This is a genomic window from Texcoconibacillus texcoconensis (assembly GCF_014202575.1).
Taxonomy (GTDB): Bacteria; Bacillota; Bacilli; order Bacillales; family Salisediminibacteriaceae; genus Texcoconibacillus; species Texcoconibacillus texcoconensis.
Window position 1 is genome coordinate 1 of the sequence record NZ_JACHHB010000014.1, and the last position, 22,566, is coordinate 22,566.

The window sequence follows — 22,566 nt, forward strand, 5'->3', positions numbered from 1 at the left end:
TTGAAAAATTCACCTTTCCAGTTGTTTTTCGTAAGCTGTCCATTTTGCACCATTTCATTGACGATATACCAATAAGCATCTTTCTCTTTTTGTTTACCTACGAAATAGTTATATACTAAACGTGAACACCCCATCGTCTTATTGATGAAGACCATTTGTTTTTGATTTGGATAGATGCGGAATTTGTAGGCTTTTTTGACTTGCATTTTATTTTCACCTCACTTTCTGGTTTTGGATATATTGTCGTATCTGTGCTTCTGTTGGTTCGCTTACAGTCGTGACAAAGGGAAAAGCACGGGGACGGACCTCCTTTGCCAAATTTGTAATCATACTGTAATCATTTTTCCTTGATGATGCGCTTAAAGGATCAATCGAATATTTCAGCAAAATCAAACTCTCGAACATTGATATATTCTCTGTAGTTTGTTTTACTTCCCCGTGACAGAAGACTCCCTCTCCATCGCGTGAAGTGATTGAGTCCAGTGGTAAGGAGATATTTCATGACATTTTTTACCTTCCATAACCTAATATACTGTCAGTACCAATGGTGTCGCCTTGTTTCATCACCCAAATCGCTCTAGCGAGTGCATCAAACACCATAAGGAACATGCTACTGCAATTCTAATAATCAATAATCATAGTAACTGTTAAGTTTTTCTCAAGGATACCCATTCCAACTTTAGTACCTTACCTTCATGACTTTTACACTTTTATTACAAATTTGGAAAAGTGGATACGTCCCCTTGTTTCCCCTGAAAAGTGGATACGTCCCCTTGTTTCCCTGATACGTTCCGTCCTTTGAGTATTCCTAAAGAAACGACCTGTCTATTTACTTTAGATTCAACCTCAGGGTCGGTTTATTATTATTCTATAAAAAATCCTCGTCCGCGCTCCCTTTATCCCTTTGCGAGGTCTATGATTTCTTGAAATAATTCTTTTAATTTCGGATCAGTTGTATCGATTTTACCTAAGTATTCTTTTCTCACCACGAGTGTTAGTGTATCGAAGTGTGGTTCGGATCGAAATCGCCACCATGATTTTGCGGTCGGGGCTTTATTTTCTGGTGAGTAATAGGGCCATTCATGGTTTGGGTCGACAATTGTCTGAAGGTATTCTTTGGTGAATGATTGGTGTGGAAAGTCTATATCTAACTTTACTCCGCTCTCCTGAGGAAAAAGATAGCCTATTTTCTCCTTGGATTCACTGCGTTCTGCGTGTAAATTTTCATGCCACGGGACAGGAAAAGGGTTCTCTACCATTAACCTGTTATCTTTCATTTTTCGATCTACTAATTTACAACCCTCTAGCTCTTCGAATAACTTCACCCAACGATCAAATTCACCTTTAATTGCTTGGTTCATTTTGCCACCTCCGCCCCTTCGTCGGCGTTTGTGAATATTTTTTCTGGGAATGAGTTGTGGCGAATGGTTTGTTCTAGTTCTCCTAGGCTTCCGGAAACGTGCATGGAGCCGCTTGGTGGTACTTCAACATTGATGACTTGTCTTTCTGTTGATGTTACATCAATCAGGTTTGAAAACTCTTGGTAATCTAATGCGCAGATCGTTTCTTCTCCACAGACTAAACATAGAAATACATGCACTGGTGCTTGGATGTCATTACGGATTGCTTCTAATTCATTTCCATGAAACTGAAAGTTCCAAGGTGACGCTTCTTTCGTTAAGTATTTCACAAATAAACGTGTGTCGTGATTGACTAGGTAATGTCCATAGATGTCATCGACTTTATTTAAGGCTTTGAAAGAATGATGTTCGGTGATTTGTGTAAGAACGGACCCATGATATAAGTGTTGTGTTTGTATTTTCATATTTTCGCCTCCTCTAATGATAAACTTCATGGTTATTTAATATGAAATGTGCTCACTGGATATCTATGATGTGAAAATTGAAATCATACAGAGGTTTCAGTGATCGATAGTTGAGGTAAATGAAGTGGGTTCGTGAGGTATTAAAAGGCCTGATCGTCTGCGCATCAGTGGGGGGCGAGCTGGCCTTTGCAGTTCGGATGTTTAGTCAACCTTCTTTCAATCGACCTCTCGGTGGATACCTTTTATACTGATGCATAAGATGCGTTCCCGTGAATTACGGCCCCTGCGGTTCGGTGCTGGTTCTACACCGATTTCTGGTGCTCGTAACAGTAAACGTTTCCTGCAAATTTTTCGTTCTTCATGCAGTATGCTTTGACTTTTTCAGAAACAGGCTTATGACATACGACACAATTAACGCGCTGTTGTTCACGCTTTTCTGTCGTTTTGGCCTGCTCTTCTTTTAAAGCTTGTTCGTGGGCTTGTCTGATTTGTGGATCAAGAATGTTCGCCTGTTCAAATGCCTGATAAATCGTGTTGATATCTTCCTCACTTAGTAACGGCTCTTTGTGTTGAACCTTTAAAACAGATACTTTGCGGTGAATGAACTCCGATAACTCTACATCATAGACAATCAGTTCATCCGAGGCGATTTTGCGATATTCTGTCCCCACTTTAAATGTACAGCGCTTTGTAAATGAAACCATTGATACAAACAAGTCATGATACTTCTGATCAATGAAAGATTTTAACGCTTGAATATGGCCATAGTTTTGGACAAAAGGATTCATCATTTTAAACTTTCCGTTTACAGACCACGTCTTGCGGTCTTTCCCACCATAGATCGTCCCTTGGTAGTTTTTCGTTTCAATCACGATCACGCCGTAGGGAGTAATGACTGCATGATCGACTTGCGAATATCCGGATTTCGCTTTCGGATTTTTAATGAGAAGGTCGCTCAGAAAACAGCAGTCATTCGGTAACTGATCCAACTGGATATCAATCTTATATTCCCCTAGTTCACCTTTGCGCTGTGATACTTGTTCATGATTTCTCTTCGGATTCGATGAATGAGTGGTCTTTTTTGTGTTCTTATGCGGCGCTTTTGACGATGCCTTCTGCTTCTTTTTCTTAAACAAGCCCAAAAATAACAGCATGAAATGCTCCTTTACAAGTTTGACGGAATTTGTCTATAATTGTATCTATCATACTACAAATTTACCATAATTCGTTAACAGAAGAAATGTTAAACAGATGGGAGGGTCGAGAAATGTCTAATGCTGCTTATGTTATTGGAGGGGTTTTTCTCATAGGTGCACTATCTCTCTATTGGCTCGTTTTCAATAGTAGTAATGTTTACATATTTTTTGGGATCTTATTTGCCACCGTTCTCATTCAAAGGTTGACCGAAAACGTCTTATCAAAAAAGAAAACAACAGCTAAGAAACAGACGAGGAAAAAGAAAGCAAACACAAGGTCCAATCAACTTAGGTCCGATAAGGAAATGATTTCAACACCTTTAGAAGAGTTGTCATGGCGCGAATTCGAAAGGCTATGTTACCTCTACTTTAAAACACGAGGATTTAAGCCCCAAGAAACCTCAGAAGGCGCTGACGGTGGCGTGGATTTAATCCTTTATAACCGATATCACCACGCATATGAAGCTGTACAAATCAAACATTATATAAACTCAGGTCGACAAATCACCGTAAAAGAGATAAGAGAACTCCATGCGGCCAAACGAAACCACAAATGTAAACTGACAATGTTCATTACCACCTCAGGATTTACACAAGACGCCCTCAGACAAGCCGATGATTATCACATGGACTGCTGCAGTTATAACTGGGTGAACAATCACATTGTCAAATGGCAAGAAAAACAACGAATGAAAGAAGTGTAACCCCCACTTATTAGGCTAAGAAGACAAATACTCCACACTGCACCGTTCTTCCTTTCACCATCCGTACAACCAGCAAGTGGTGAAAGCGCTCAGTTTTCCGTTCCCCTGCCACTTGCACACACCCTTTGTGCCTTGCGGCACTCTATTTATAAATATATTAAAAAGGACCAAGTGCGGCTCACACTTGGTCGAAATATTTTATAATTTGCTAATGTCATACCAAGTTGACGGGAACCCCATCTTTTCTAGTATGACATCTATTTCAATTGTGTTTATCCTTGAAGATAACTCATCGATTTGCAGGTTTATTAGTTCACATAAATGTTTAAAGGATTCTTCTTTCAAGATTAGCTTTGAAATGATAACAATGGCAAATAAATCATTTTTTCCTTTGGTTGGGTTATTTCGACCATTAAAAGGAACATTTAATTCCTTGTGAAGTCGATTTGTTTTAATCATGTTTGGTTGCATATTTCGTTTCAAAGCCTTCAAATTGTAAAACCTTTCATCATGGGCACACGCATTGCGATAGATCGTCAGCACAAATAATATTTTTGTCATTTCATCTGGTTTCAACCCAAATATACGACCAATATCATTTTGATCCTTCTGTTTCAAATAACTATAAAATGTACTGATTGTTCCTAATGTCAATGTATTCACTAACACCCATAAAGGCACATAGCCGTAGGTCAATATATGGTGAGAAATCATTGGGTTGTTGCGAGAAAGCTGCCTTGAAACTTCACGCTGTAAGTTAGCAATTAATTCTGAAACTTCTCCAACCTTTTGAGCTTTTGATTTTTTCTCCCACTTTTTAACGCTTGTATCAAAATTCTCGATCTTCAAATAATTATCATGGCCGTACTTTTTTGAAAAATCGTGGGATAAAACACTCTTCATGTTGTTCTCAATTTCTAATATGTACTTAATAAATATATTCCGAAGCTCACGATCAAATAAGTATAGCGCATAAAGCTCATCAAAATGTGCACCATCTTTATACTTCTCATCAGGTCCTTCATACTTATGATCGATGAACAGATCTTTATAGCCATTAATTAAGTTATAATAGTTTTCCATTTCAAGAATGATGCGAGCCTTATGTTTATCAAGGATTAATCCTCTTGATTGTAGCTTTTTCATTTGCTCTTCAATTGATGAGAACATTTTATCCATATCATCACCCTATAAAAAAACCCCGGGCCCGTAGGTCACCGGAGTATGATCCCAATTAGTATATGCAGAAGTTAACGCAATAATTTAAGATAACATACAATTTACTTTTGTTAAGAAAAGAACTGACCATTTCCTTACTTTTATTTTATAACGGTTTATTACCAATGTCAATTGGACATAAGCCCAATGTATGTGTCACGTTTTCTCGAGGGTGCTCTGCTGTGTTGAACTTGAATTAGAGAGTCAAAGGGTATGTGCTTTGATTGTAACACCTACTCTTTACTCTACTAAATAGAAGAATCATCCCATTGATTGGAAGATTCTATAGCAAATAACCGAGTTTCTTCTATTATATAGTCACTAGTATGTTTATGCTCCCTGTTGATGTGCGTCAAAATGAACACATCACGGATATGTGTTCCGTTATTCACCCTAAATGGGCATTTTTTAGGGAGTTCGCGGACATATGTTCCGTTATTCCGCGATTTGAGGCACGTTTTCAGTTGGTTTTGAGCAATTAGCGGAACCAATGTCCGTCCACTTCTAAAATATTAGGTTTATTAAAGATTTAGCGGAATGTATGTCCGTCCGATCAAACTGTATCTCGCTAAACCCCTTTTTTGTGAACTTACTGTTCTGCACTTTTTCTTGTGGTTTTCGTTTTTTGTGACGAGTTTCTTCCTATTATATAGGCGGCTGTGAGAACACCCACTGCATTGATGCCGATGTCTAGGAAGCGGGCGTCGCGGGTGAAGAATTCTTGGGTGACTTCGCTGAATGAGACGAACAATAGTAACAGGGCGAGCGTTGATGTGCGTAAGCCTCGCCACTTGAAGAAGAGGTGTGCTAGGATCCAGGAGCCAAAGTAGTGGCCGAACTTGGAAAGGACAAAATCAAGTTCACTTTTCCATAAATACGTGACGGACCAAAATTCTTCCCAGTCTACATCACGGGTGAATGTAAATGATACGTCTTGGTCATACATGAAGTCGGTGGAGCTGGTGGTCCACATGCCAGCCATATAAATGATTAGTGCGATAAAAAATAAGATTGCTCTCAAACAACGCCCATCCTTTCAGTCCTTTAGTGTGGTAAATGGTAGGTGCTACTTCGGTAGCACCTACCGTTTACTACGCTAAAGCATTGGTTCTCGAAGGTTCCCCCTCGTCTGTGTGACGAGGGGGGGTCTTTATTCCTGGGTGTTACTTAGTTCAGTTTTGACGTGTTCTATTAATGTTGATACGTCGGAATCTTCTTGATCGCCGAGTTTTTTGAGTGATTCGAGTAGGTCGATGAGTTGGTGCTGGGTCATTTGGCTTCCCTCCGGATACTCGTTTTGCTTTACTTCTCTACCGTAAAGCGGGACAGTCCCGCTTTACTGGGGTAAAGAGTAGGTGCTACTGTGGTAGCACCTACTCTTTAGTTGGGTGAAGTGGCGGGTTGTTTTTGTTGTTGTGTTGTTGGGCGGCCGATGGAGTGGTATTCGATGCCGTTTTGTTTTGCTTTGGTTGGGTTGTGGCAGTTGCGGCCGTCGAATAGGATTGGTTCGTTTAGCCATGATTTGTATTCGTCTAGTTGGATGGCTTGGATTTCGTCCCATTCTGTCAGGATCATGGCGAAGTCTGCGTTTTGGCAGGCTTCTTTGGCGGTTGTGGCGTAGGTGACTGCTCCTGGTAGGACGTTTTTTGCGTTTTCTGTTGCGATTGGGTCGTAGCCTACAACGTTGGCGCCTGCGAGAACGAGTTCTTGTGCGATGGTGATTGATGGGGCTTCGCGCATGTCGTCGGTGTTTGGTTTGAAGGCGAGCCCTAAGAGTGCGACGGTTTTTCCTTGTAACGAGCCGAAACGTTCTTTGGCTTTTTCGACTAACAGTCGTTTTTGTTTGTCGTTTGTTTTTATAACGGAACGTAATAGTTCAAATGGTTCTCCTGCTTGGTCTGCGAGTTGCACGAGGGCGCTTGTGTCTTTTGGAAAGCAAGAGCCGCCGTAGCCGATGCCGGCGTTTAAAAATTTGTTGCCGATGCGTGCATCCATGCCCATACCTGCGGTGACGTCTTCAATGTTTGCACCAAGAGCATCACAGAGGTTGGAAATTTCATTAACGAAACTTATTTTCGTTGCGAGAAATGCGTTCGATGCGTACTTGATCATTTCTGCGCTGCGAATGTCGGTTTTATAGATAGGAATGCCGAATGGTAGATTGACTTGTTCAATTGTATCGGCGGCGGACTGTGTGTCGGCGCCGATGACGATGCGGTCGCCGTGGAAAGCATCGTGAACAGCGGACCCTTCACGGAGAAATTCAGGATTGGAAACAACGTCAACCTTCATGTTCTCAAAAAGGTTTTGCTGAATGATTTCACGGATATAATCGTTCGTGCCTACGGGAACGGTACTCTTTGTGACAACAACGATATCGTGCTCTGCGTGTTGGCCGATGCTTTCGGCTACTGCTTCGATAAAGCGCAAATCAGCAGTGCCGTCTTCTTTTTCGGGTGTGCCAACGGCAATATAGGCGACTTGAGCATTTTTCAGGCCGTCTTCATAGCACTTGGTGAAGTCCAAACGACCCTTTTCGATATTTTTCTTCATGATATCTTCGAGGCCGGGTTCGTAGATGGGTGATTCGCCTCGTTTCATTTTCTTGACTTTTTCGATGTCGATATCGATGCATGTGACGTTGTGGCCGATGTCGGATAGGGCGACGCCTGTGACGAGGCCGACATATCCTGTGCCTACAACTGCGATGTTCATGGATTCGTCCTCCTTATGTAGACAGTCCTGGTTTGTGGAACGGACTGTTTGTGGGTTTCGCTTTCATGTGATGAAGGGTAGGTGCTACTTTGGTAGCACCTACCCTTTGGTGTGTTAAAGTGCTCGCACCTCCGGTACGAGGGCGTTTTTTCGCTTTTTGCTTTGACATGTGCGCTATTTTGGATAAAATAGCGCACATTTTCTTTATCGCAGTAAAGGGTAGGTGCTACGCTAGTAGCACCTACCCTTTACTTGGGTGAAGTGTGTTATTGTGGTGCTTTTTGTGTTTCGAGTATTTGTTCTAAGTATTCGAGGACGTCGCGGCTTAGGTCTTCGCGTTCTAGGGCGAAGTCGACGGTGGCTTTTACGAAGCCGAATTTGTCGCCGACGTCGTAACGTTTGCCAGAAAACTCATAGGCAAGAACGGCTTGCTTTTTGTTCAACTCCTTAATCGCATCAGTGAGCTGGACTTCATTGCCGGCACCTGGTGGGAGGAGCTTCAAAATGTCAAAGATCTCTGGACGCAATACGTAACGGCCCATGATTGCATAGTTCGATGGTGCGTCCTCTTGTGTTGGCTTTTCCACAAGGCCATCGACGTGAATGACTCCTGGCTCGACTTGCCCTGCTTTCGGTGCGACAATCCCGTACTTGGACACATCCTCATCAGGGACAGGTTGGACACCGACGACTGACGTATGATGGCGTTCAAACGTATCGATAATCTGCTTCAAACAAGGCTTTTCAGCCGATACGATGTCATCCCCAAGTAAAACCGCAAACGGCTCATCGCCGATGAAACGACTCGCGACACTAATGGCGTGCCCCAGCCCTTTCGGCTCCTTCTGACGGATGTAATGAATGTTCGCCATATTCGTGATCTCTTGAACCTCATCAAGTATATCCCACTTGTCTTTTTTAATGAGCGTCTCCTCAAGCTCATACGACTTATCAAAATGATCCTCAATCGCACGCTTGCCACGGCCACTGACAATAATGATATCCTCAATCCCTGCCTCGACAGCTTCCTCGACGATATACTGAATCGTCGGCTTATCCACAATCGGTAGCATCTCCTTCGGCTGTGCCTTCGACGCCGGTAAAAACCGCGTCCCTAACCCCGCTGCTGGAATAATTGCCTTACGTACCTTCATAGTAAAATCCCCCTTTGATAGATTGAATCAATTTCATCATTAAAAATAAGATGTTTAACTCCGGATAATGAATGTGGCCTTCACTTCAGACGGACGCTTTCCCGAGGGCTTGTCTTCAGCTAACTTTTGCGATGGACTTGCCTCGCAAAAGTGGATCTTCAGACTGCGCTTGATCCTTTGGGAGTCGCCGTCTTACGTTTCAGCCACTTTTCATCATCCGTACATTAAATAGAAATTTAATAGAAATTATTCGTTTTATTGCTCATAAAACTTCATTATGAAATTGATTCGCTTAAAAACCTTTTATTCTTCTTACTAGATTGTTGTCTTAAAGTCTTGGTCATATGTGTTTAAAAGCAACAATCTTTTAGAAAACAGCTATACAAAAAGGCCTCCCGAATAGAGGGAAGCCGATGTTTAAACAAATGTTTAGTTGTGGAAATCAGGATGTTTTCGTAACTTTTTTAACGTTTGTTTGCGCCAGCCTTTGACCCGTTCTACATCGACACCGAGACGAGAGGCGATGTCGCGTGGGTGGTGGCCGTAAATACAAGCTTCGCGAAGCCAACTGCGCTCGCGCGCTGTGAGATTTGCTCTTTCGATCCAATCTTCTAGAATGATGCGCTCTTCTTCTGTCACCGCTGGGGCGACTTCACTTAATACGACAGGTTCAGTTGCGACGTAGCGCTCACTTAACAAACTTTGCTTTGTCAGTTCATTTTTGATTTTCCCGTGCACATAGCTTTTTGCATAGGCCGCAAATGACCCATGATTAGGGTCAAAATTGCACCACGCTTCATACAAAGCGATGCGCCCGAGTTGAATAAACTCATCGGGGTCGCTATGCAAGTTCCATTTCTTGACGAGTGACTTCACTAACGGCATGTACGCTTCACAAACTTCCTCAAAAATCTCATTTTGGTGTTCCAAGGGATGGCTCCTACTTGGAAGCGCGCTTCCTGGTTATTCCGCGGTAACTACAGTGTATAGCGCGGAATGAAATGGAGCGAAATGAGAAAAAGTCGTTTTGTCTAGGAGATTGGATTTCTATCTATTAGAGGTTCAAGCCAGACAACCTCATCATAGAAACACAATCATTAGAAATTATAAACCTCAGATTATTCACTAATTGTTCATAAACATTACAAAAATGTCATTTATTTTTGGTACTTCCGTAACAAATCATTGGTATGATATAAGAGGCTGCGTTTTTTCATCCTTGCATATACTCTGTTTTGCCTAAACATCACGTTTCCACATAAAACTGACGATTGAACTCTTAAATACGAATTTAATCGTTAGCCTCTGTATGTTACATCATCAAACAAAGGAGTGGAAGAAAGTGAAAGAAAATCAGGTATTAGAAAGTTATGTGATTAACAAGGAAACAATGGCATTATTACCTGCAAGGGAAATTGATTATGACACCATTGTGATCGAAAAACATCAGAAGCTATTTGTTAAAGAAACACCGATAAACATCATCGAAACCGCTTGTAAAGAAGCTGCCTCTACATATGAAGGTAGGCGGATCGCAACAACTGAACGAACAGGCATTCAAAAAAGAGTACCAATTCCGATCAACCGATTTGAAAACATTTATGCATTTCCTACTCATTCGCCAACCAATTTTGAGTGTAAGTGGATTTTTCTTTCACATATCCGCTCATCAGAACCTCATGTAAAGTCAACGAAACAAACTAGTTTAACCTTTCATAACAATCACGAAATCACATTGCCCGTCTCACCAACGACAATTGAACGACAAATCCATCGCACAGCTTACTGTGCCGTCTGCTTCTCACCACGGTAGAATGAATTACATATCGTGATGAATTAGATGGATTTGAGTGATACATAACACGAAGGCCAAACAACAGACATTGTCTTATCACCTTTTCAAACAATGAAAAAAATCACCCTCGACGTTTCATCAAGCGTGATTGAAAAACAAGTGCACCGGACTTCTTGTTGTATTTGACGGTTTTGCATTCAATAATGAGGTTATTATAAGATATATAGTGAAACAATTCACAGCATTTCTTTCAGGAACATGAATTAGCCTTTAATAGCTAATGTTGTTCAAATATGCAACGGGGTAGATCTCGTGTACCTCTTTGATGATTTCAGTAAATACACGAGATCTGCCCCGCCCTTTTTTTACTACTTGAAAGCGGTCGCTCTTTTTTTAACACTCTCTTACCCTATACATGCCATAATAACAAATTCATTACCCTTGCATTCACGCTTTGTTACACTTTCATTACAAATTTGGCAAACTAAATACGTCCCCGTGCTTCCCTTTTTTTACTGCTTGAAAGCAGTCGCTCTTTTTACAATGTTGGTACAGATTTGAAATTGAAGAACTGTTGTAATGATTCTAGTGACTTCTATAATTTCTTGCGAATGTGAATTTGCGCATTCGACCGAACTCTTTTTTCATAGACAGACAAACGATTAGATAAATCATCTAATAAGTTTTGTGCTTGCTCGCTTTCTTTCGGTAGCTTTTCAAACCATTGTTTAAGCTGTTCTTCTGTATGTACACCTGTCTTTCCTTTACCACGAGCATACCTTGATGTGTTCATGTTTTGGTAGCCGATAAACTTACTTGGACCGTACATATCAAGCTCAGGAAAGTAGTACCAATGTGTAAATTGCGTCAGCTGCGTCACAATATCTGTTTCATTTTCTAAATCCGCATTAAATTGCTGCACGTTTTGTACAACCTGATCGTAAGATGTCACTAACTCTGAGTCGTAATAACTAGGTTCGTAGACTTTTCGAGCAACCATAAGAACCTCCCCTTCCTTCTAAAATAAACTAGAATAAGACAATCCCGGAGTTTCATAGTCCTTTCATGAAGGGGGCTAAAACACCATGACTCAAGAACTTCATTTAATGTATATTCGCCCTGAGGACATTGATACGTTTTACCATGATCCCGTTTCTGAACAAACAGCCCGTAAACGCGTACGATCTCTGAACAACATTGCTTACAGAAATTACGAACTCGTGGTTGAAAGACTAAGTTTTCAGCATTATGTGTTAATCGAAGGCTTTGAAAAGTATTCAGCTCTTATACAGTTACAACCGGATCAACCCGTCTTTTGCCATGTCATCGATACATCAAATGAAAGAGAACGACTGATTCGAATATTAAACAAAGTCATTACATTCGAAAAAACATCGTGGTTCTTCCGACATACACATATAAAAAAGCTCATGACCGTCTATCATATGTCAACAAAAGACATTGCTTCGGCCATTAACCAACCAGAATCAACGGTTAAGAATTTTCTTTGGCGTGAGGGTATTCCCGAATATATCCAAACACTAGCTAAGCGTAATCAGGCATCTATGACGCTTTTAAATGATATTGCCCGATCAAGAGTCTTATATGATTCAATGAGAATCCACTTGTTTGAACGAGCTGTGCTTCCAAAAAAGGACCGTCGACGCTTAAAAGAAAGACACTTCGAACACGTGAAGCTCTTCTGCAAAAACTTTTCACTAAAAGAATCAGAAATCAATGATCAAACGTTTATATCTTCATTAACTGAATCTTTGATAGCAGGTGATGATCAGCTCATTTTCTGGTGGCGCCATTTATTACGTCGCTTACGCGGAAGGAGTGTCCGTCGTGTTTACTTGAAGCACTGGGATAAGAAGCCCTATAAAAATTAACATTCACCATTTCTAACAAATTCAAGTTTATTACAATTTGATTTCAAATTCAGCAAACTAGATACGTCCCCGTGCTTCTAAGTCCCGATATTGCAGTCAGGGTTGTTACACTTTTTTACGAATTTGGCAAACTTGATACGTCTCCGTGCTTCCCAATGATAAAAAGATGAACTAATCAACATTCCACATCAAAAACCATGTGACCCTTTTTTGTTAAGGGAAGGTAATGGTAACACTTTGACTATCGTTAAACTTCCTGACCTTCTTCAACGTTTGTAAATACTTTGTCCGGGAAGGAATTGTGGCGAATTGTTTTCCCCAGTTCTCCCAAACTTCCCGTGACATGCATGGAACCTCCAGGCGGTACTTCTACATTGATTACTTGTCTTTCTGTAGACGTCAATTCAACGAGGTTGGAAAACTCTTGGAAGTCTAATGCACATACCGTTTCCTCACCGCAAACTAAACATAAAAATACTCGGGCAGGTGCATTAATGTCACTTTGAATCGCTTCGAGTGTATGACTTTCAAATTGAAACGTCCAAGGGGAAGACTCACTCGATGCATATTTTACAAATAAACGCGTATCATGATTGACCAAATAATGTCCGTATAACTTATCAACTTTATTCAACGCTTTAAATGATTGGTGTTCTGAAATTTGGGTGAGTACGGCACCATGATACATTTGCTGTTTTTTTATATGCATTTTCATCACCATCCTTATTGGAGCTTTTCATAACATTATAGATTTTTTCCTTTGTACAACTTCATTTTTGTTTATCCATGTCAAATGATTGTAAAAGGAGATTAATGTTCTAAATTTTGGTCATCTTCATTTTCTTGATCATCATATTTTTCGTCCTTGGGGAACCCATCCCATTTAATGGGTGGATTTAAGTAAAGTATCAATTTCTGAAATGATTTAGTTAGTTTTTCTTTTTGATCTTTTGATAAATAGTTCACATAATAATTATTTTTGAATAATTTCTCTATTCTTGTTATAAAATCCAACGTTAAGTTATGCATAAAGGTATGACTTCTTCTGCTGTAACCAGCAAGCAAACTATTTTCATTTACAATTTCCTTCACTACATCATAATCAGTCGATTTCCGTTCAACGATTTGGTCAATACAAGGTTTTCGGTCGTTCTCTGGTATATACTGAAAAGCTTCTTCTTTTGTAGCTTTTTTGATATGATCGACGGTATTTTTGTTGATATTTCTTGCTATATATTCGTCAGCAATATCATTTTTGTGTTCTTCATTTAGCTTCAAATGATGAATAACAGTAAACCCATGTCGTCCTGCACCAGTTTTTTCACCTCTTCTAATCCAGTCCGGATTAACACCCCTTCCACTCGCATGCCTTCTTATCGTTTCTGTTTTAACATTACATAACCTCGCAATTACTTCCTCATCATAACGGTTATTTTCTAATAAACGATTTATCATTTTTTCTAATTCGTATCCAGTTCTTTTTTTATTGTGTAACTCTACACCGAGCCTCTTAACAATTCTTTCTTCTTCTGAAGACAGTTCCTCTACAATACAATCGGCATCTATTCTTTCAAGAAATTCTAGAGCAAAATAGCGACGGTATCCATCCACCAGTATATATTGGCTTTCATTTACTTGCTCAACTATTAAAGGTTGGATTAACCCTTTCCTATTGATACTTAATTCTAAACTTAAATCCTTCTCTCTTTTACGGTAACTCGTCTCTAACTTTATCTGGGATAATTTAATTGTCTTTGTTTGTATTTTCATGTTGAATCACCCATTTTCCATTTTTTTAAATGGGTATTCTACGCATAAATCGTCCTATTACAATAATTTACAAAAAGTTTAAGAAGACGACCTGTTATTGTAGAGGAAAAAGTAAAAAAGAAGCCTTTGTTCAACACTTCTTCTACAGGCTTCTTTAAGAATATTTATCATCAATAAGCGCTTTTTAAATTTCCCTCCCTCTTCTTTACAATTTCATTACAAATTTCGCCAACACGAACCGTCCCTTTGCTTCTCACCCCCGTGCTTCTCATCAAGCGTGATTGAAAAACAAGTGCACCGGACTTCTTGTTGTATTTGACGGTTTTGCATTCAATGATGAGGTTGTTATAATATATAGTGAAATAATTCACAGCATTTCTTTTCAGGAACATGAATTAGCCTTTAATATCTCATGTTGTTCAAGGATGCAACGGGGCAGATCTCGTGTACCTCTTTGATGATTTTAGTAAACACACGAGATCTGCCCCGCCCTTTTTTTACTACTTGAAAGCGGTCGCTCTTTTTTTAACACTCTCTTACCCTATACATGCCATAATAACAAATTCATTACCCTTGCATTCACGCTTTGTTACACTTTCATTACAAATTTAGCAAACTAAATACGTCCCCGTGCTTCCCCCAGGTTCCACCTCACGGTGGAACTGAAACCTTTGTCACTGAAGCACGAGGTCCGTCCCTGTGGTTTCGGGTGGAACTGAAACCTTTGTCACTGAAGCACAAGGTCCGTCCCTGTGGTTTGGCGGCCGATGGAGTGGTATTGGATGCCTTTTTCGGCTGCTTCAGCTGGGTTGTAGCAATTGCGGCCGTCGAAGAGGACGGGTTCTTTGAGCCATGCTTTGTATTCTTCTAATGAAACTGCTTGAATGTCGTCCCATTCGGTTAAGATCATGGCAAAATCTGCTGTTTTGCATGCTTCTTCTGGGCTATCAGCGTATGCGACTGCACCTGGTAACACCTTTTTCGCGTTTTCGGTGGCGATTGGGTCGTAGCCGATGACGTTGGCGCCTTCAAGAATAAGTTCTTGTGCAATCGTGATCGACGCGGCTTCGCGCATGTCATCGGTGTTGGGTTTAAAGGCAAGACCGAGTAATGCGACGGTTTTCCCTTGCAAAGAACCGAAGCGTTCTTTCGCTTTTTCGACTAACAAACGTTTTTGCTTTTCGTTGACGTTCATGACGGCGCGTAATAACTCAAACGGTTGGCCGGCTTGTTCGGCGAGTTGGACGAGGGCGCTTGTGTCTTTCGGGAAGCACGAGCCACCGTAACCGATGCCTGCGTTGAGAAACTTATTTCCGATGCGCGCATCCATACCCATGCCTGCTGTGACGTCTTCAATGTTGGCGCCAAGCTTGTCACATAGATTGGAAATCTCGTTGACGAAACTGATTTTTGTCGCTAAAAATGCGTTTGAGGCGTACTTAATCATTTCAGCGCTCTGGATGTCGGTTTTATAGATTGGGAGACCAAATGGTACATTGATCTGTTCAATCGTATCGGCCGCGTGTTGTGAATTCGCACCGATGACGATGCGATCGCCGTGGAAGGTGTCATGCACAGCAGAACCTTCACGTAAAAATTCAGGGTTGGACACGACGTCAATGTTCACATTTTCAAACAGGTTCTTTTCAACGAGCTGACGTACGTAATCATTCGTGCCCACCGGGACAGTGCTCTTTGTGACGACGATCGTGTCTCGTTGTACATGACGGCCGATGCTTTCAGCGACGACTTCGATAAACCGTAAATCAGCTGTACCATCTGCTTTTTCAGGTGTGCCGACGGCAATATAGGCGACTTCCGCTTCGGCAAAGGCTTCCTCATAGCACTTCGTAAAGTCCAAACGACCTCTTTCAATGTTTGCTTTCATTAAATCCTCGAGCCCTGGTTCATAGATGGGTGATTTTCCTTGCTTCATTCTTTTGACCTTTTCGATATCAATGTCGATACACGTGACATGATGGCCAATCTCAGAAAGCGCCACACCTGTGACGAGACCGACATACCCTGTGCCAACAACTGCGATGTTCATTGTTTCATCCTCCTATGTATTTCCGTTTTAGCGTCGTCAAGGGTAGGTGCTACCGAAGTAGCACCTACCCTTGACTGTGTACCTTTCGGTCCTTTATTGCGCTCCTAGTCCTTGTCGAACTGATGCACGAGGTGCGTCCCTGCGTTTCGCAATTTTTTTAAGGTTTGTTTGCGCCAGCCTTTGACTTTTTCGACGTCGACGCCGAGGCGGGCGGCGATGTCGCGTGGGTGGTGATCGTAAAGAACCGCTTCACGTAGCCACGTACGCTCGCGCTCGGTGAGGTTGGCTCTTTCGATCCAATCTTCTAAAATGATGCGTTCTTCTTCTGTCACCGCTGGTGCGACTTCACTTAGTACAACAGGTTCGGTTGCGACGTAACGCTCACTTAACAAACTTTGCTTTGTCAGCTCATTTTTGATTTTCCCGTGCACATAGCTCTTCGCATACGCCGCAAATGACCCATGATCAGGATCAAAATTGCACCACGCCTCATACAACGCGATACGCCCAAGTTGCATAAACTCATCGGGGTCGCTATGCAAATGCCACTTCTTGACGAGCGACTTCACTAACGGCATGTACGACTCACAAACATCGGCAAATTCAATCTCATTTTTGTGTTCCAAGGGATTGCTCCTACTTGGAAGCGCGCCTCCCATTTATTCCGCGGTAACTACAGTGTATAGTGCGGAATGAGAAGCGACGAACGACAAAACGAGCCGTTTCTTACGAGAAACGGGATGTACCTTTTAAGGAAACTTGCTGAATGAATGGCTGCACGAAGAAAATTATCGCATTTTACTTTTTTGCTGACTGAGCTTCCAGCAAAAAAAACTAGATATTATACATATATTCCCATTTTATAGACTATCGTCTATTCCACCTCCGACAAACCAACTTCATAATATTGGTAGAGAAGGAGGGACATCTGTTGAAACCGAATCCGCAGCTTTTATTTGAACTAGGAAACCAATTTAAAAGACACCGAATTCATCAAGGTGCTACACAAAAGAAGATCGCTGACAAAGCTAATATCGAAGTGTCCTATTTAAGTGACATTGAACGCGGATTAAAGAACCCAACTTATGATGTCCTAGTCCGTATCTCTCGTGCTTTAGGTACAACATTTTTCACCATTAGCAAAGCTGTGGAAGATGAGGTCTTTCACAACGATAAACGAAAGTAATTCACCTAACTCTCTCTTCTCCATATTCTTTGCGCTTTCAACCCTACACACCTAGGCCCCACTACAACTTATGCCAGTGAACTTCCTTATTTTAAAATTTATAGCTAGGAGTAGATGCCTGTGGAAACGTTCTTTAAAGATCAATACGATATTAATTGTGAAACAATGAGCTTATTGACTGCAAAAAGCACGGACTATGATTCAATCGTTCTTGAATCTGATCGAACATTGTACGTAAGACAAACACCGTTACAATTAATCGAATCCGCTTGCTTACGCGGCGGTTCTTCATATGATGGAAGGCGGATAGCGGTGATGCATGAAACAGGTGCACAACGTAAAGTTCCGATACCGATCAATCGGCTGGAGAATATATACGCCTTTCCGACCCATTCCCCCAAGAACTTCAACTGCCACTGGTTATTCTCAGCTCACATACATAAAATGACCCCTAACCCGAAAAACAAGAAACAGTGTCTCATCACCTTTACCAACAACGAAAAAATCACCCTCGACGTTTCACCAAGCGTGATTGAAAAACAAATGCACCGTACTTCTTATTGTATTTGGCGGTTTTCGCAAATGCTGAAGCGTTCATGAAGTGGACAAGATTCTTGTCGTTACACTTGTGAAACGATTAACAAAATCACCGAAATAGCAAGAATCATTCTTTAAAGACTAAAAAACACAGAGACAGACCTCGTGATTTCACTGTCCCTCTTATATGCTCTCACCAAAAGCACGAGGTCCGTCTCTCACTTCTATTGCTCTACTTTTTCTTTCTTAACCTGACTCACTTCAAGTACGCCATATACCAATCAACAAACTTCTTCAAACCTTCATCAATGCTCGTCGACGGTTGGAAGCCGGTAACGGCTTTCAAATCATTAATATCTGCGTAAGTGGCTTGGACATCGCCAAGTTGCATTGGAAAAAACTCTTTCTTGGCTGTGACACATATTTTCATATGTTCTATTCAAGTAATCAGTTACTAATTTCATAAGAGTTTTATTTCCACAATGGTAACAAAACATCACTATTTTATCTTTTTCCAATATTTATCCCCCTTTCTTTATATTCTCCCCCTTGTACTCTTGACCTAAGTTACGTATCCCTTGAGCTATCTTAATAATACGCCCTTCACATAAAACCTTCAGCAATTGTTGTTGGGAAAGCCTGTTAAAGAATTTCATTTGAAAATTTAGTTGATACTTTCTAAAGAGTATATATGCATTGGCCCAAACTTACACTTTATATCATACATCTCCTTATCTTCCCATAATATTAAAGCAATGGACCCTTCTTCGAAATAATTTTTAAAGTCGTATTCATTCATTTTAAGATTACCATCCACATATAATTTGAAGTTATTTCCAAAAATGTCTATTCTGACGTCATACCATACACCTAATTCCATTGGGAATTTAACAGAGGCAATGTTATTATAAAATGTACCTTTACGAACCTCGTCAAAGAAAATTCTATTATTTTCGAATCTAAACCTATACCTATTATAAAAATCTTTATATCTAAAACCAAATTGTAACTCTCTAAAAAATGATTCTCGACATACACTAAATTGCCAAGAAAAATTTCGCCAATTATAGTCATTGGAATCTAAGTATAAATAAACCCACTCATCATTAGTTTTAGTTTCTCCATTAACTTCTATTTCTCCATTGTCAATTAAATTCACTTCTTCAGTAACTTCCTGCCAATTATCAATGACATCCAAAGGTAAATCTTGACGTACTTTTTCTCTATGTTGTTTACGATTAATAACTCTTATCCAATCTTCATCATGAAATATCCAATTTAAATTTATAGATTCCGCATCAATTAATAATTCTGAAGTCTCTTTTTTGATATTACTTTTTATCCTCATTATTCCCTTTTTAAAATTGTATATTGTTCTTAAAAAAGTAAATTTCGTGTACTTTTTCAATCTATTAGGCAGGAATTTCTTTGATAAACTAATTAATTCTTTAATCAAATTAATAACCTCATTTCTCTTATGCTATTATACTGTCACGGAAATCTTATTTAAGTTGAAAAGTGTAGCTAGAAATAAATTCATAACTTTTGATCTATAAGCTGATCTTGACACGAAGGCCTCGTTATGAAGACAGGAATCAAAGACATTCTTTTGTCTCATTAGTATAAAGGTGTGATTATTCATAGATTTGTGCAGAATCCTGATTACCAATAATACATTTTTTCAAATACAATAAACCTTTTAAGGGACCAACGGAGAAAAGAAGAAAATTTTTGAGTTTACAAAAATAACGAAAACCAGAATATTTCTCACTTAACAATTTTTACGTCTTTTAATAACTGCTTAACCGCTTTGTTCTCTAATTTAAATAAACAAACTAAGTAAACAATAGACCCTAGCAAAACTGACAGTCCAAATATCAATCTAATATCTAAGTAATTATCAGAAGCCGTTTGCACAAATAACACAAACCCGGTCATGACTATAGATGCTAGCAAAATATATTTGAACTCAGTAATATAATAGAAAAAGCCATATAATAATTGTTTGCTGGTTATAAACTGTAAAGACATCGTTTTACTAACCACATAAAATCCATAAGCAAGTACTACAGCATATATTCCAAACTGTGCAAAAATAAAAAGTAAAATCACGTAGAGAGAATTCGTCACTAAATCAATATAAAACACGGTACTTGGCTTCCCTAATGAATATAATAGTGAACTAGATAAATTTGCCGTCAATATTAGTGGAATAAGTATAATAGAGAATGCCTGAAAAAATGGTATACTTTCAATCCACTGTTCTCCAAATATAAATGGTACAAAATATTCAGCAGTTACCGCAATCCCTATGAATACAGGAAAGGCAAAAAAACCGAGGTATTTTGAAATTCGAATATAGGTATTTGACAATTTGTTAATATCATTCTTTAATTTAGACAGAACAGGGAACAGGACTTTACTAAACGATGAAGTAATTAAATTTCTTAGCCTTTCGAGCATATTTTTAGCAAAGTGATAAATACCTAAAATTTCATTCGATAAAAATAACCCGATAATTACCTCATCAATTCTATGCGTCGTAAAAGTCATTATCTGTTTCCCAAAAACATATATCCCAAAAGACAAAAACGGTTTGATTACCTTTACACTAAAGTAGGGCATAATGTTTACTAGTTTATTTTTCAATGATACAAAGAGTATTAACGCGACAGAGGAAGCTACGGCTAATAATTGAGCAAAAACAATCCCTATTAGACCATAGCCTAAATATAAGAACAAAACTGTAACAATAAATAAAAGTATATTTCTAAAAATCTTTATCAGGGAGATTTCCTTAAACAACAACGACTTTTCTAACAATGCTCTAAATAAGAGGGATGGACCATTTATGATAACAATCAAACTTGTCAACGGTAGCAAATAACTTAGGTCAGGCATATCAAAAACGGTAGCCAATAGATCAGAGATTGTATATAACACCCCACCCAAGAATAAGACGAGAAAAATATTAAAGAAGAATAAGGACGATTGTTCTTCTCTGGAAATTTCATTTTTTTGGATTACAGCCTGGCTGATGCCAAAGTTTTCAATCGTATTCATCAAACCAATAACGATTGTGACAATTGCTAGAACTCCAAACTCCTCTGGGGTTAAATAACGTGCTTTAAATATCATCAACAATGGACCACTTAAACCCACAATAATTGTTTGAAAAGTTGTCCATTTCATACTACTTATGGCCCTTGATTTAAGATTGCTCAAAACTTCTTTGTCCTCCATTCAAAAAAAAGACCTGTACTAGACATTAAATAATTCTACACGGTCCAATTCCAACATCTTCTGATTGATATTTTCTGATTCCTCTGTTGAATGATCGAGCATATAATCCATAGTATCTAGAATAACCTCTTTATTTCCATCCTCTCTAACGTCAAACATATACCTTTCTTGTGAAAAGTTTTTCAACAGTTCTTGATATTTTACGGCCCACCCAAATACAAATGCAGGGACACCATTTTTATAAGCATGAATAATGGCGTGATACCTTGACGCAATTATAAAATCGAACTTAGATAATAACTTATCGATTTGGATACAATTTAAATCATCTTCCAATAAAATAACACGTTGTTCATCTTTATAGTTTTCCTTTATGACTTTATTGATTTCTAAATCTTCAAAGGAGTGACGAAGTAGGTAAACATTTTTTTCAGATTTCAAAACGCGATCGATCAATGCTTTATAGTATCGATGTATTTGATCTTCATTTCCATGCTTCATAATTTTCACATTGGGGATAATTGCAATAGCAGGTGTTTTTACATCGATCCCCCATTCTATATTTCCTAGTGCTTCTTTTTTATAAATATTTTCATTATTAAATTCCTTCGGCCCTTGAAGAACACTATCAAAAGTTTGCTGTACATTAGACAAGTTGAACGGTTTTAAATGCTCTAGGCCATCATTCTCTCGAACATAAATTTTTTCAGGATAAGACAAATACTTCTCCATCAGTGGCATCAACACTTTTTTTTCCGACCCATGATAATTAAACGGTCCAAAAGATTGTGGGAAAAGAATTACTGGGATCTTATATTTATTCGCTACCATTAGATTATAAATATAATTTAATGAGGCAAGATAGCCCCTTTGTGATGACAAGGCATACCCACTAATATCTATCATTTGGTCCGTGTTCTCTAATATATTGAGAATTTCTGTTTCCTCATTTTTTGTTTTACCTGTTCCCCGAACCAGATATTTAAGATAGTTTACAACTCCTACATGCTTTAACGTCTGAAACCCTAATAACTTCATTTTCATACGCATTGGCCAATGAATGACCTTGAAATTTAGAGCTTCACGCTCTTTCCTATCTCTTTGATTAAACACAGATGAAAATAAGACAACTTCTTTATTTGGATAAGCTTTTTTGACCTGGTCAACAACAGTAAATGTCATTGCCTGTGCACCTTTATTTTGGAGCTGACCACCAACAATAACAATATAGCTCATTTTATTTCTCCTACCTTTTAATTTTGATTCATCGTCACTTTTGCG

General features: G+C 39.4%; 24 protein-coding genes and 1 pseudogene. 5 read left to right on the forward strand and 20 right to left on the reverse strand.

What is annotated here, in order from left to right; genetic code table 11:
• The 5 genes and pseudogenes from HNQ41_RS13450 to HNQ41_RS13465 all read right to left on the reverse strand — a co-directional run.
• Positions 1-206: helix-turn-helix domain-containing protein (locus HNQ41_RS13450; RefSeq protein ID WP_184664952.1), on the reverse strand; the 206-nt coding region annotated here is incomplete at its 3' end.
• A gap of 7 nt (positions 207-213) precedes the next feature.
• Positions 214-285: pseudogene (locus HNQ41_RS16940) on the reverse strand (IS200/IS605 family transposase); the annotation flags it as partial.
• Positions 286-896: 611 nt separating this feature from the next.
• Positions 897-1,361: a hypothetical protein gene (locus tag HNQ41_RS13455; protein WP_184664953.1), complete on the reverse strand. Its 465-nt coding sequence runs from the start codon at positions 1,359-1,361 to the stop codon at positions 897-899.
• A complete protein-coding gene (locus tag HNQ41_RS13460) occupies positions 1,358-1,825 on the reverse strand; it encodes a hypothetical protein (protein ID WP_184664954.1) in 468 nt (155 codons plus the stop codon). Before HNQ41_RS13460 ends, HNQ41_RS13455 begins: the two co-directional genes overlap by 4 nt.
• A gap of 302 nt (positions 1,826-2,127) precedes the next feature.
• Positions 2,128-2,979, reverse strand: coding sequence for a nuclease-related domain-containing protein (locus tag HNQ41_RS13465; protein WP_184664955.1), 852 nt, complete (start codon positions 2,977-2,979; stop codon positions 2,128-2,130).
• Positions 2,980-3,092: 113 nt separating this feature from the next.
• Between HNQ41_RS13465 and HNQ41_RS13470 the strand changes: the two genes are divergently transcribed.
• Positions 3,093-3,725, forward strand: a complete 633-nt coding sequence (locus tag HNQ41_RS13470) for a restriction endonuclease (RefSeq protein WP_246421696.1) — start codon at positions 3,093-3,095, stop codon at positions 3,723-3,725.
• Positions 3,726-3,923: 198 nt separating this feature from the next.
• Here the strand turns inward: HNQ41_RS13470 and HNQ41_RS13475 are convergent, their stop codons facing one another.
• From HNQ41_RS13475 to HNQ41_RS13495, 6 genes are all read right to left on the reverse strand, one after another.
• A complete protein-coding gene (locus HNQ41_RS13475) occupies positions 3,924-4,904 on the reverse strand; it encodes an Abi family protein (RefSeq protein WP_184664956.1) in 981 nt (326 codons plus the stop codon).
• A gap of 628 nt (positions 4,905-5,532) precedes the next feature.
• Entirely contained in the window at positions 5,533-5,964 is a 432-nt protein-coding gene (locus tag HNQ41_RS13480) for a hypothetical protein (protein ID WP_184664957.1), read from the reverse strand.
• 129 nt (positions 5,965-6,093) lie between these two features.
• The gene (locus tag HNQ41_RS16825; RefSeq protein ID WP_281394027.1) at positions 6,094-6,216 is read right to left on the reverse strand and encodes a hypothetical protein; all 123 of its coding nucleotides are present in this window, start codon (positions 6,214-6,216) and stop codon (positions 6,094-6,096) included.
• Between the two features lie 107 nt (positions 6,217-6,323).
• Positions 6,324-7,658: a UDP-glucose dehydrogenase family protein gene (locus HNQ41_RS13485; protein WP_184664958.1), complete on the reverse strand. Its 1,335-nt coding sequence runs from the start codon at positions 7,656-7,658 to the stop codon at positions 6,324-6,326.
• 266 nt (positions 7,659-7,924) lie between these two features.
• Positions 7,925-8,812, reverse strand: coding sequence for a UTP--glucose-1-phosphate uridylyltransferase GalU (galU, locus tag HNQ41_RS13490; protein ID WP_184664959.1), 888 nt, complete (start codon positions 8,810-8,812; stop codon positions 7,925-7,927).
• 429 nt (positions 8,813-9,241) lie between these two features.
• Entirely contained in the window at positions 9,242-9,742 is a 501-nt protein-coding gene (locus tag HNQ41_RS13495; RefSeq protein WP_184664960.1) for a sigma-70 family RNA polymerase sigma factor, read from the reverse strand.
• Between the two features lie 412 nt (positions 9,743-10,154).
• On the opposite strand from HNQ41_RS13495, the gene HNQ41_RS13500 reads away from it, so the two are divergent.
• Complete coding sequence (locus tag HNQ41_RS13500; RefSeq protein WP_343043371.1) at positions 10,155-10,625, forward strand: competence protein ComK; 471 nt, start codon at positions 10,155-10,157, stop codon at positions 10,623-10,625.
• A gap of 577 nt (positions 10,626-11,202) precedes the next feature.
• Here the strand turns inward: HNQ41_RS13500 and HNQ41_RS13505 are convergent.
• Positions 11,203-11,607, reverse strand: coding sequence for a hypothetical protein (locus HNQ41_RS13505; RefSeq protein WP_184664962.1), 405 nt, complete (start codon positions 11,605-11,607; stop codon positions 11,203-11,205).
• Between the two features lie 85 nt (positions 11,608-11,692).
• On the opposite strand from HNQ41_RS13505, the gene HNQ41_RS13510 reads away from it, so the two are divergent.
• Positions 11,693-12,499: a hypothetical protein gene (locus HNQ41_RS13510; protein ID WP_184664963.1), complete on the forward strand. Its 807-nt coding sequence runs from the start codon at positions 11,693-11,695 to the stop codon at positions 12,497-12,499.
• A 247-nt stretch (positions 12,500-12,746) separates the two neighbouring features.
• On the opposite strand, the gene HNQ41_RS13515 is transcribed toward HNQ41_RS13510, so the two are convergent.
• From HNQ41_RS13515 to HNQ41_RS13530, 4 genes are all read right to left on the reverse strand, one after another.
• On the reverse strand, positions 12,747-13,208 hold the full coding sequence (locus tag HNQ41_RS13515; protein ID WP_184664964.1) for a hypothetical protein: 462 nt from the start codon (positions 13,206-13,208) through the stop codon (positions 12,747-12,749).
• Positions 13,209-13,309: 101 nt separating this feature from the next.
• Positions 13,310-14,269, reverse strand: a complete 960-nt coding sequence (locus HNQ41_RS13520) for a ParB/RepB/Spo0J family partition protein (protein WP_184664965.1) — start codon at positions 14,267-14,269, stop codon at positions 13,310-13,312.
• Positions 14,270-14,996: 727 nt separating this feature from the next.
• Positions 14,997-16,319 carry a UDP-glucose dehydrogenase family protein gene (locus HNQ41_RS13525; protein WP_184664966.1) on the reverse strand — a complete coding sequence of 441 codons (1,323 nt, stop codon included), beginning with the start codon at positions 16,317-16,319 and terminating at the stop codon, positions 14,997-14,999.
• A 104-nt stretch (positions 16,320-16,423) separates the two neighbouring features.
• Positions 16,424-16,945: a sigma-70 family RNA polymerase sigma factor gene (locus HNQ41_RS13530; RefSeq protein WP_184664967.1), complete on the reverse strand. Its 522-nt coding sequence runs from the start codon at positions 16,943-16,945 to the stop codon at positions 16,424-16,426.
• A 305-nt stretch (positions 16,946-17,250) separates the two neighbouring features.
• On the opposite strand from HNQ41_RS13530, the gene HNQ41_RS13535 reads away from it, so the two are divergent.
• Complete coding sequence (locus HNQ41_RS13535; protein ID WP_184664968.1) at positions 17,251-17,505, forward strand: helix-turn-helix domain-containing protein; 255 nt, start codon at positions 17,251-17,253, stop codon at positions 17,503-17,505.
• A gap of 120 nt (positions 17,506-17,625) precedes the next feature.
• On the forward strand, positions 17,626-18,105 hold the full coding sequence (locus HNQ41_RS13540) for a competence protein ComK (RefSeq protein ID WP_184664969.1): 480 nt from the start codon (positions 17,626-17,628) through the stop codon (positions 18,103-18,105).
• A gap of 193 nt (positions 18,106-18,298) precedes the next feature.
• On the opposite strand, the gene HNQ41_RS16830 is transcribed toward HNQ41_RS13540, so the two are convergent.
• The 4 genes from HNQ41_RS16830 to HNQ41_RS13555 all read right to left on the reverse strand — a co-directional run bounded on the left by HNQ41_RS16830 (position 18,299) and on the right by HNQ41_RS13555 (position 22,521).
• Positions 18,299-18,433: a hypothetical protein gene (locus tag HNQ41_RS16830; protein WP_281394029.1), complete on the reverse strand. Its 135-nt coding sequence runs from the start codon at positions 18,431-18,433 to the stop codon at positions 18,299-18,301.
• Positions 18,434-18,706: 273 nt separating this feature from the next.
• Complete coding sequence (locus tag HNQ41_RS13545; protein WP_184664970.1) at positions 18,707-19,498, reverse strand: LamG domain-containing protein; 792 nt, start codon at positions 19,496-19,498, stop codon at positions 18,707-18,709.
• Between the two features lie 311 nt (positions 19,499-19,809).
• Positions 19,810-21,285, reverse strand: coding sequence for a lipopolysaccharide biosynthesis protein (locus HNQ41_RS13550; protein WP_184664971.1), 1,476 nt, complete (start codon positions 21,283-21,285; stop codon positions 19,810-19,812).
• Positions 21,286-21,303: 18 nt separating this feature from the next.
• Positions 21,304-22,521 (reverse strand): polysaccharide pyruvyl transferase family protein, encoded by a 1,218-nt coding sequence (locus tag HNQ41_RS13555; protein ID WP_184664972.1) that lies wholly within the window; start codon positions 22,519-22,521, stop codon positions 21,304-21,306.
• Positions 22,522-22,566: the final 45 nt, after the last annotated feature.

Coding starts and splice junctions, on each gene's coding strand:
- HNQ41_RS13455 (WP_184664953.1), bottom strand. CDS start 1,361: ATGAACCAAGCAATTAAAGGTGAATTTGATCGTTGGGTGAAGTTATTC.
- HNQ41_RS13460 (WP_184664954.1), bottom strand. CDS start 1,825: ATGAAAATACAAACACAACACTTATATCATGGGTCCGTTCTTACACAA.
- HNQ41_RS13465 (WP_184664955.1), bottom strand. CDS start 2,979: ATGCTGTTATTTTTGGGCTTGTTTAAGAAAAAGAAGCAGAAGGCATCG.
- HNQ41_RS13470 (WP_246421696.1), top strand. CDS start 3,093: ATGTCTAATGCTGCTTATGTTATTGGAGGGGTTTTTCTCATAGGTGCA.
- HNQ41_RS13475 (WP_184664956.1), bottom strand. CDS start 4,904: ATGGATAAAATGTTCTCATCAATTGAAGAGCAAATGAAAAAGCTACAA.
- HNQ41_RS16825 (WP_281394027.1), bottom strand. CDS start 6,216: ATGACCCAGCACCAACTCATCGACCTACTCGAATCACTCAAAAAACTC.
- HNQ41_RS13485 (WP_184664958.1), bottom strand. CDS start 7,658: ATGAACATCGCAGTTGTAGGCACAGGATATGTCGGCCTCGTCACAGGC.
- galU (WP_184664959.1), bottom strand. CDS start 8,812: ATGAAGGTACGTAAGGCAATTATTCCAGCAGCGGGGTTAGGGACGCGG.
- HNQ41_RS13505 (WP_184664962.1), bottom strand. CDS start 11,607: ATGGTTGCTCGAAAAGTCTACGAACCTAGTTATTACGACTCAGAGTTA.
- HNQ41_RS13510 (WP_184664963.1), top strand. CDS start 11,693: ATGACTCAAGAACTTCATTTAATGTATATTCGCCCTGAGGACATTGAT.
- HNQ41_RS13515 (WP_184664964.1), bottom strand. CDS start 13,208: ATGCATATAAAAAAACAGCAAATGTATCATGGTGCCGTACTCACCCAA.
- HNQ41_RS13520 (WP_184664965.1), bottom strand. CDS start 14,269: ATGAAAATACAAACAAAGACAATTAAATTATCCCAGATAAAGTTAGAG.
- HNQ41_RS13525 (WP_184664966.1), bottom strand. CDS start 16,319: ATGAACATCGCAGTTGTTGGCACAGGGTATGTCGGTCTCGTCACAGGT.
- HNQ41_RS16830 (WP_281394029.1), bottom strand. CDS start 18,433: ATGCAACTTGGCGATGTCCAAGCCACTTACGCAGATATTAATGATTTG.
- HNQ41_RS13550 (WP_184664971.1), bottom strand. CDS start 21,285: ATGGAGGACAAAGAAGTTTTGAGCAATCTTAAATCAAGGGCCATAAGT.
- HNQ41_RS13555 (WP_184664972.1), bottom strand. CDS start 22,521: ATGAGCTATATTGTTATTGTTGGTGGTCAGCTCCAAAATAAAGGTGCA.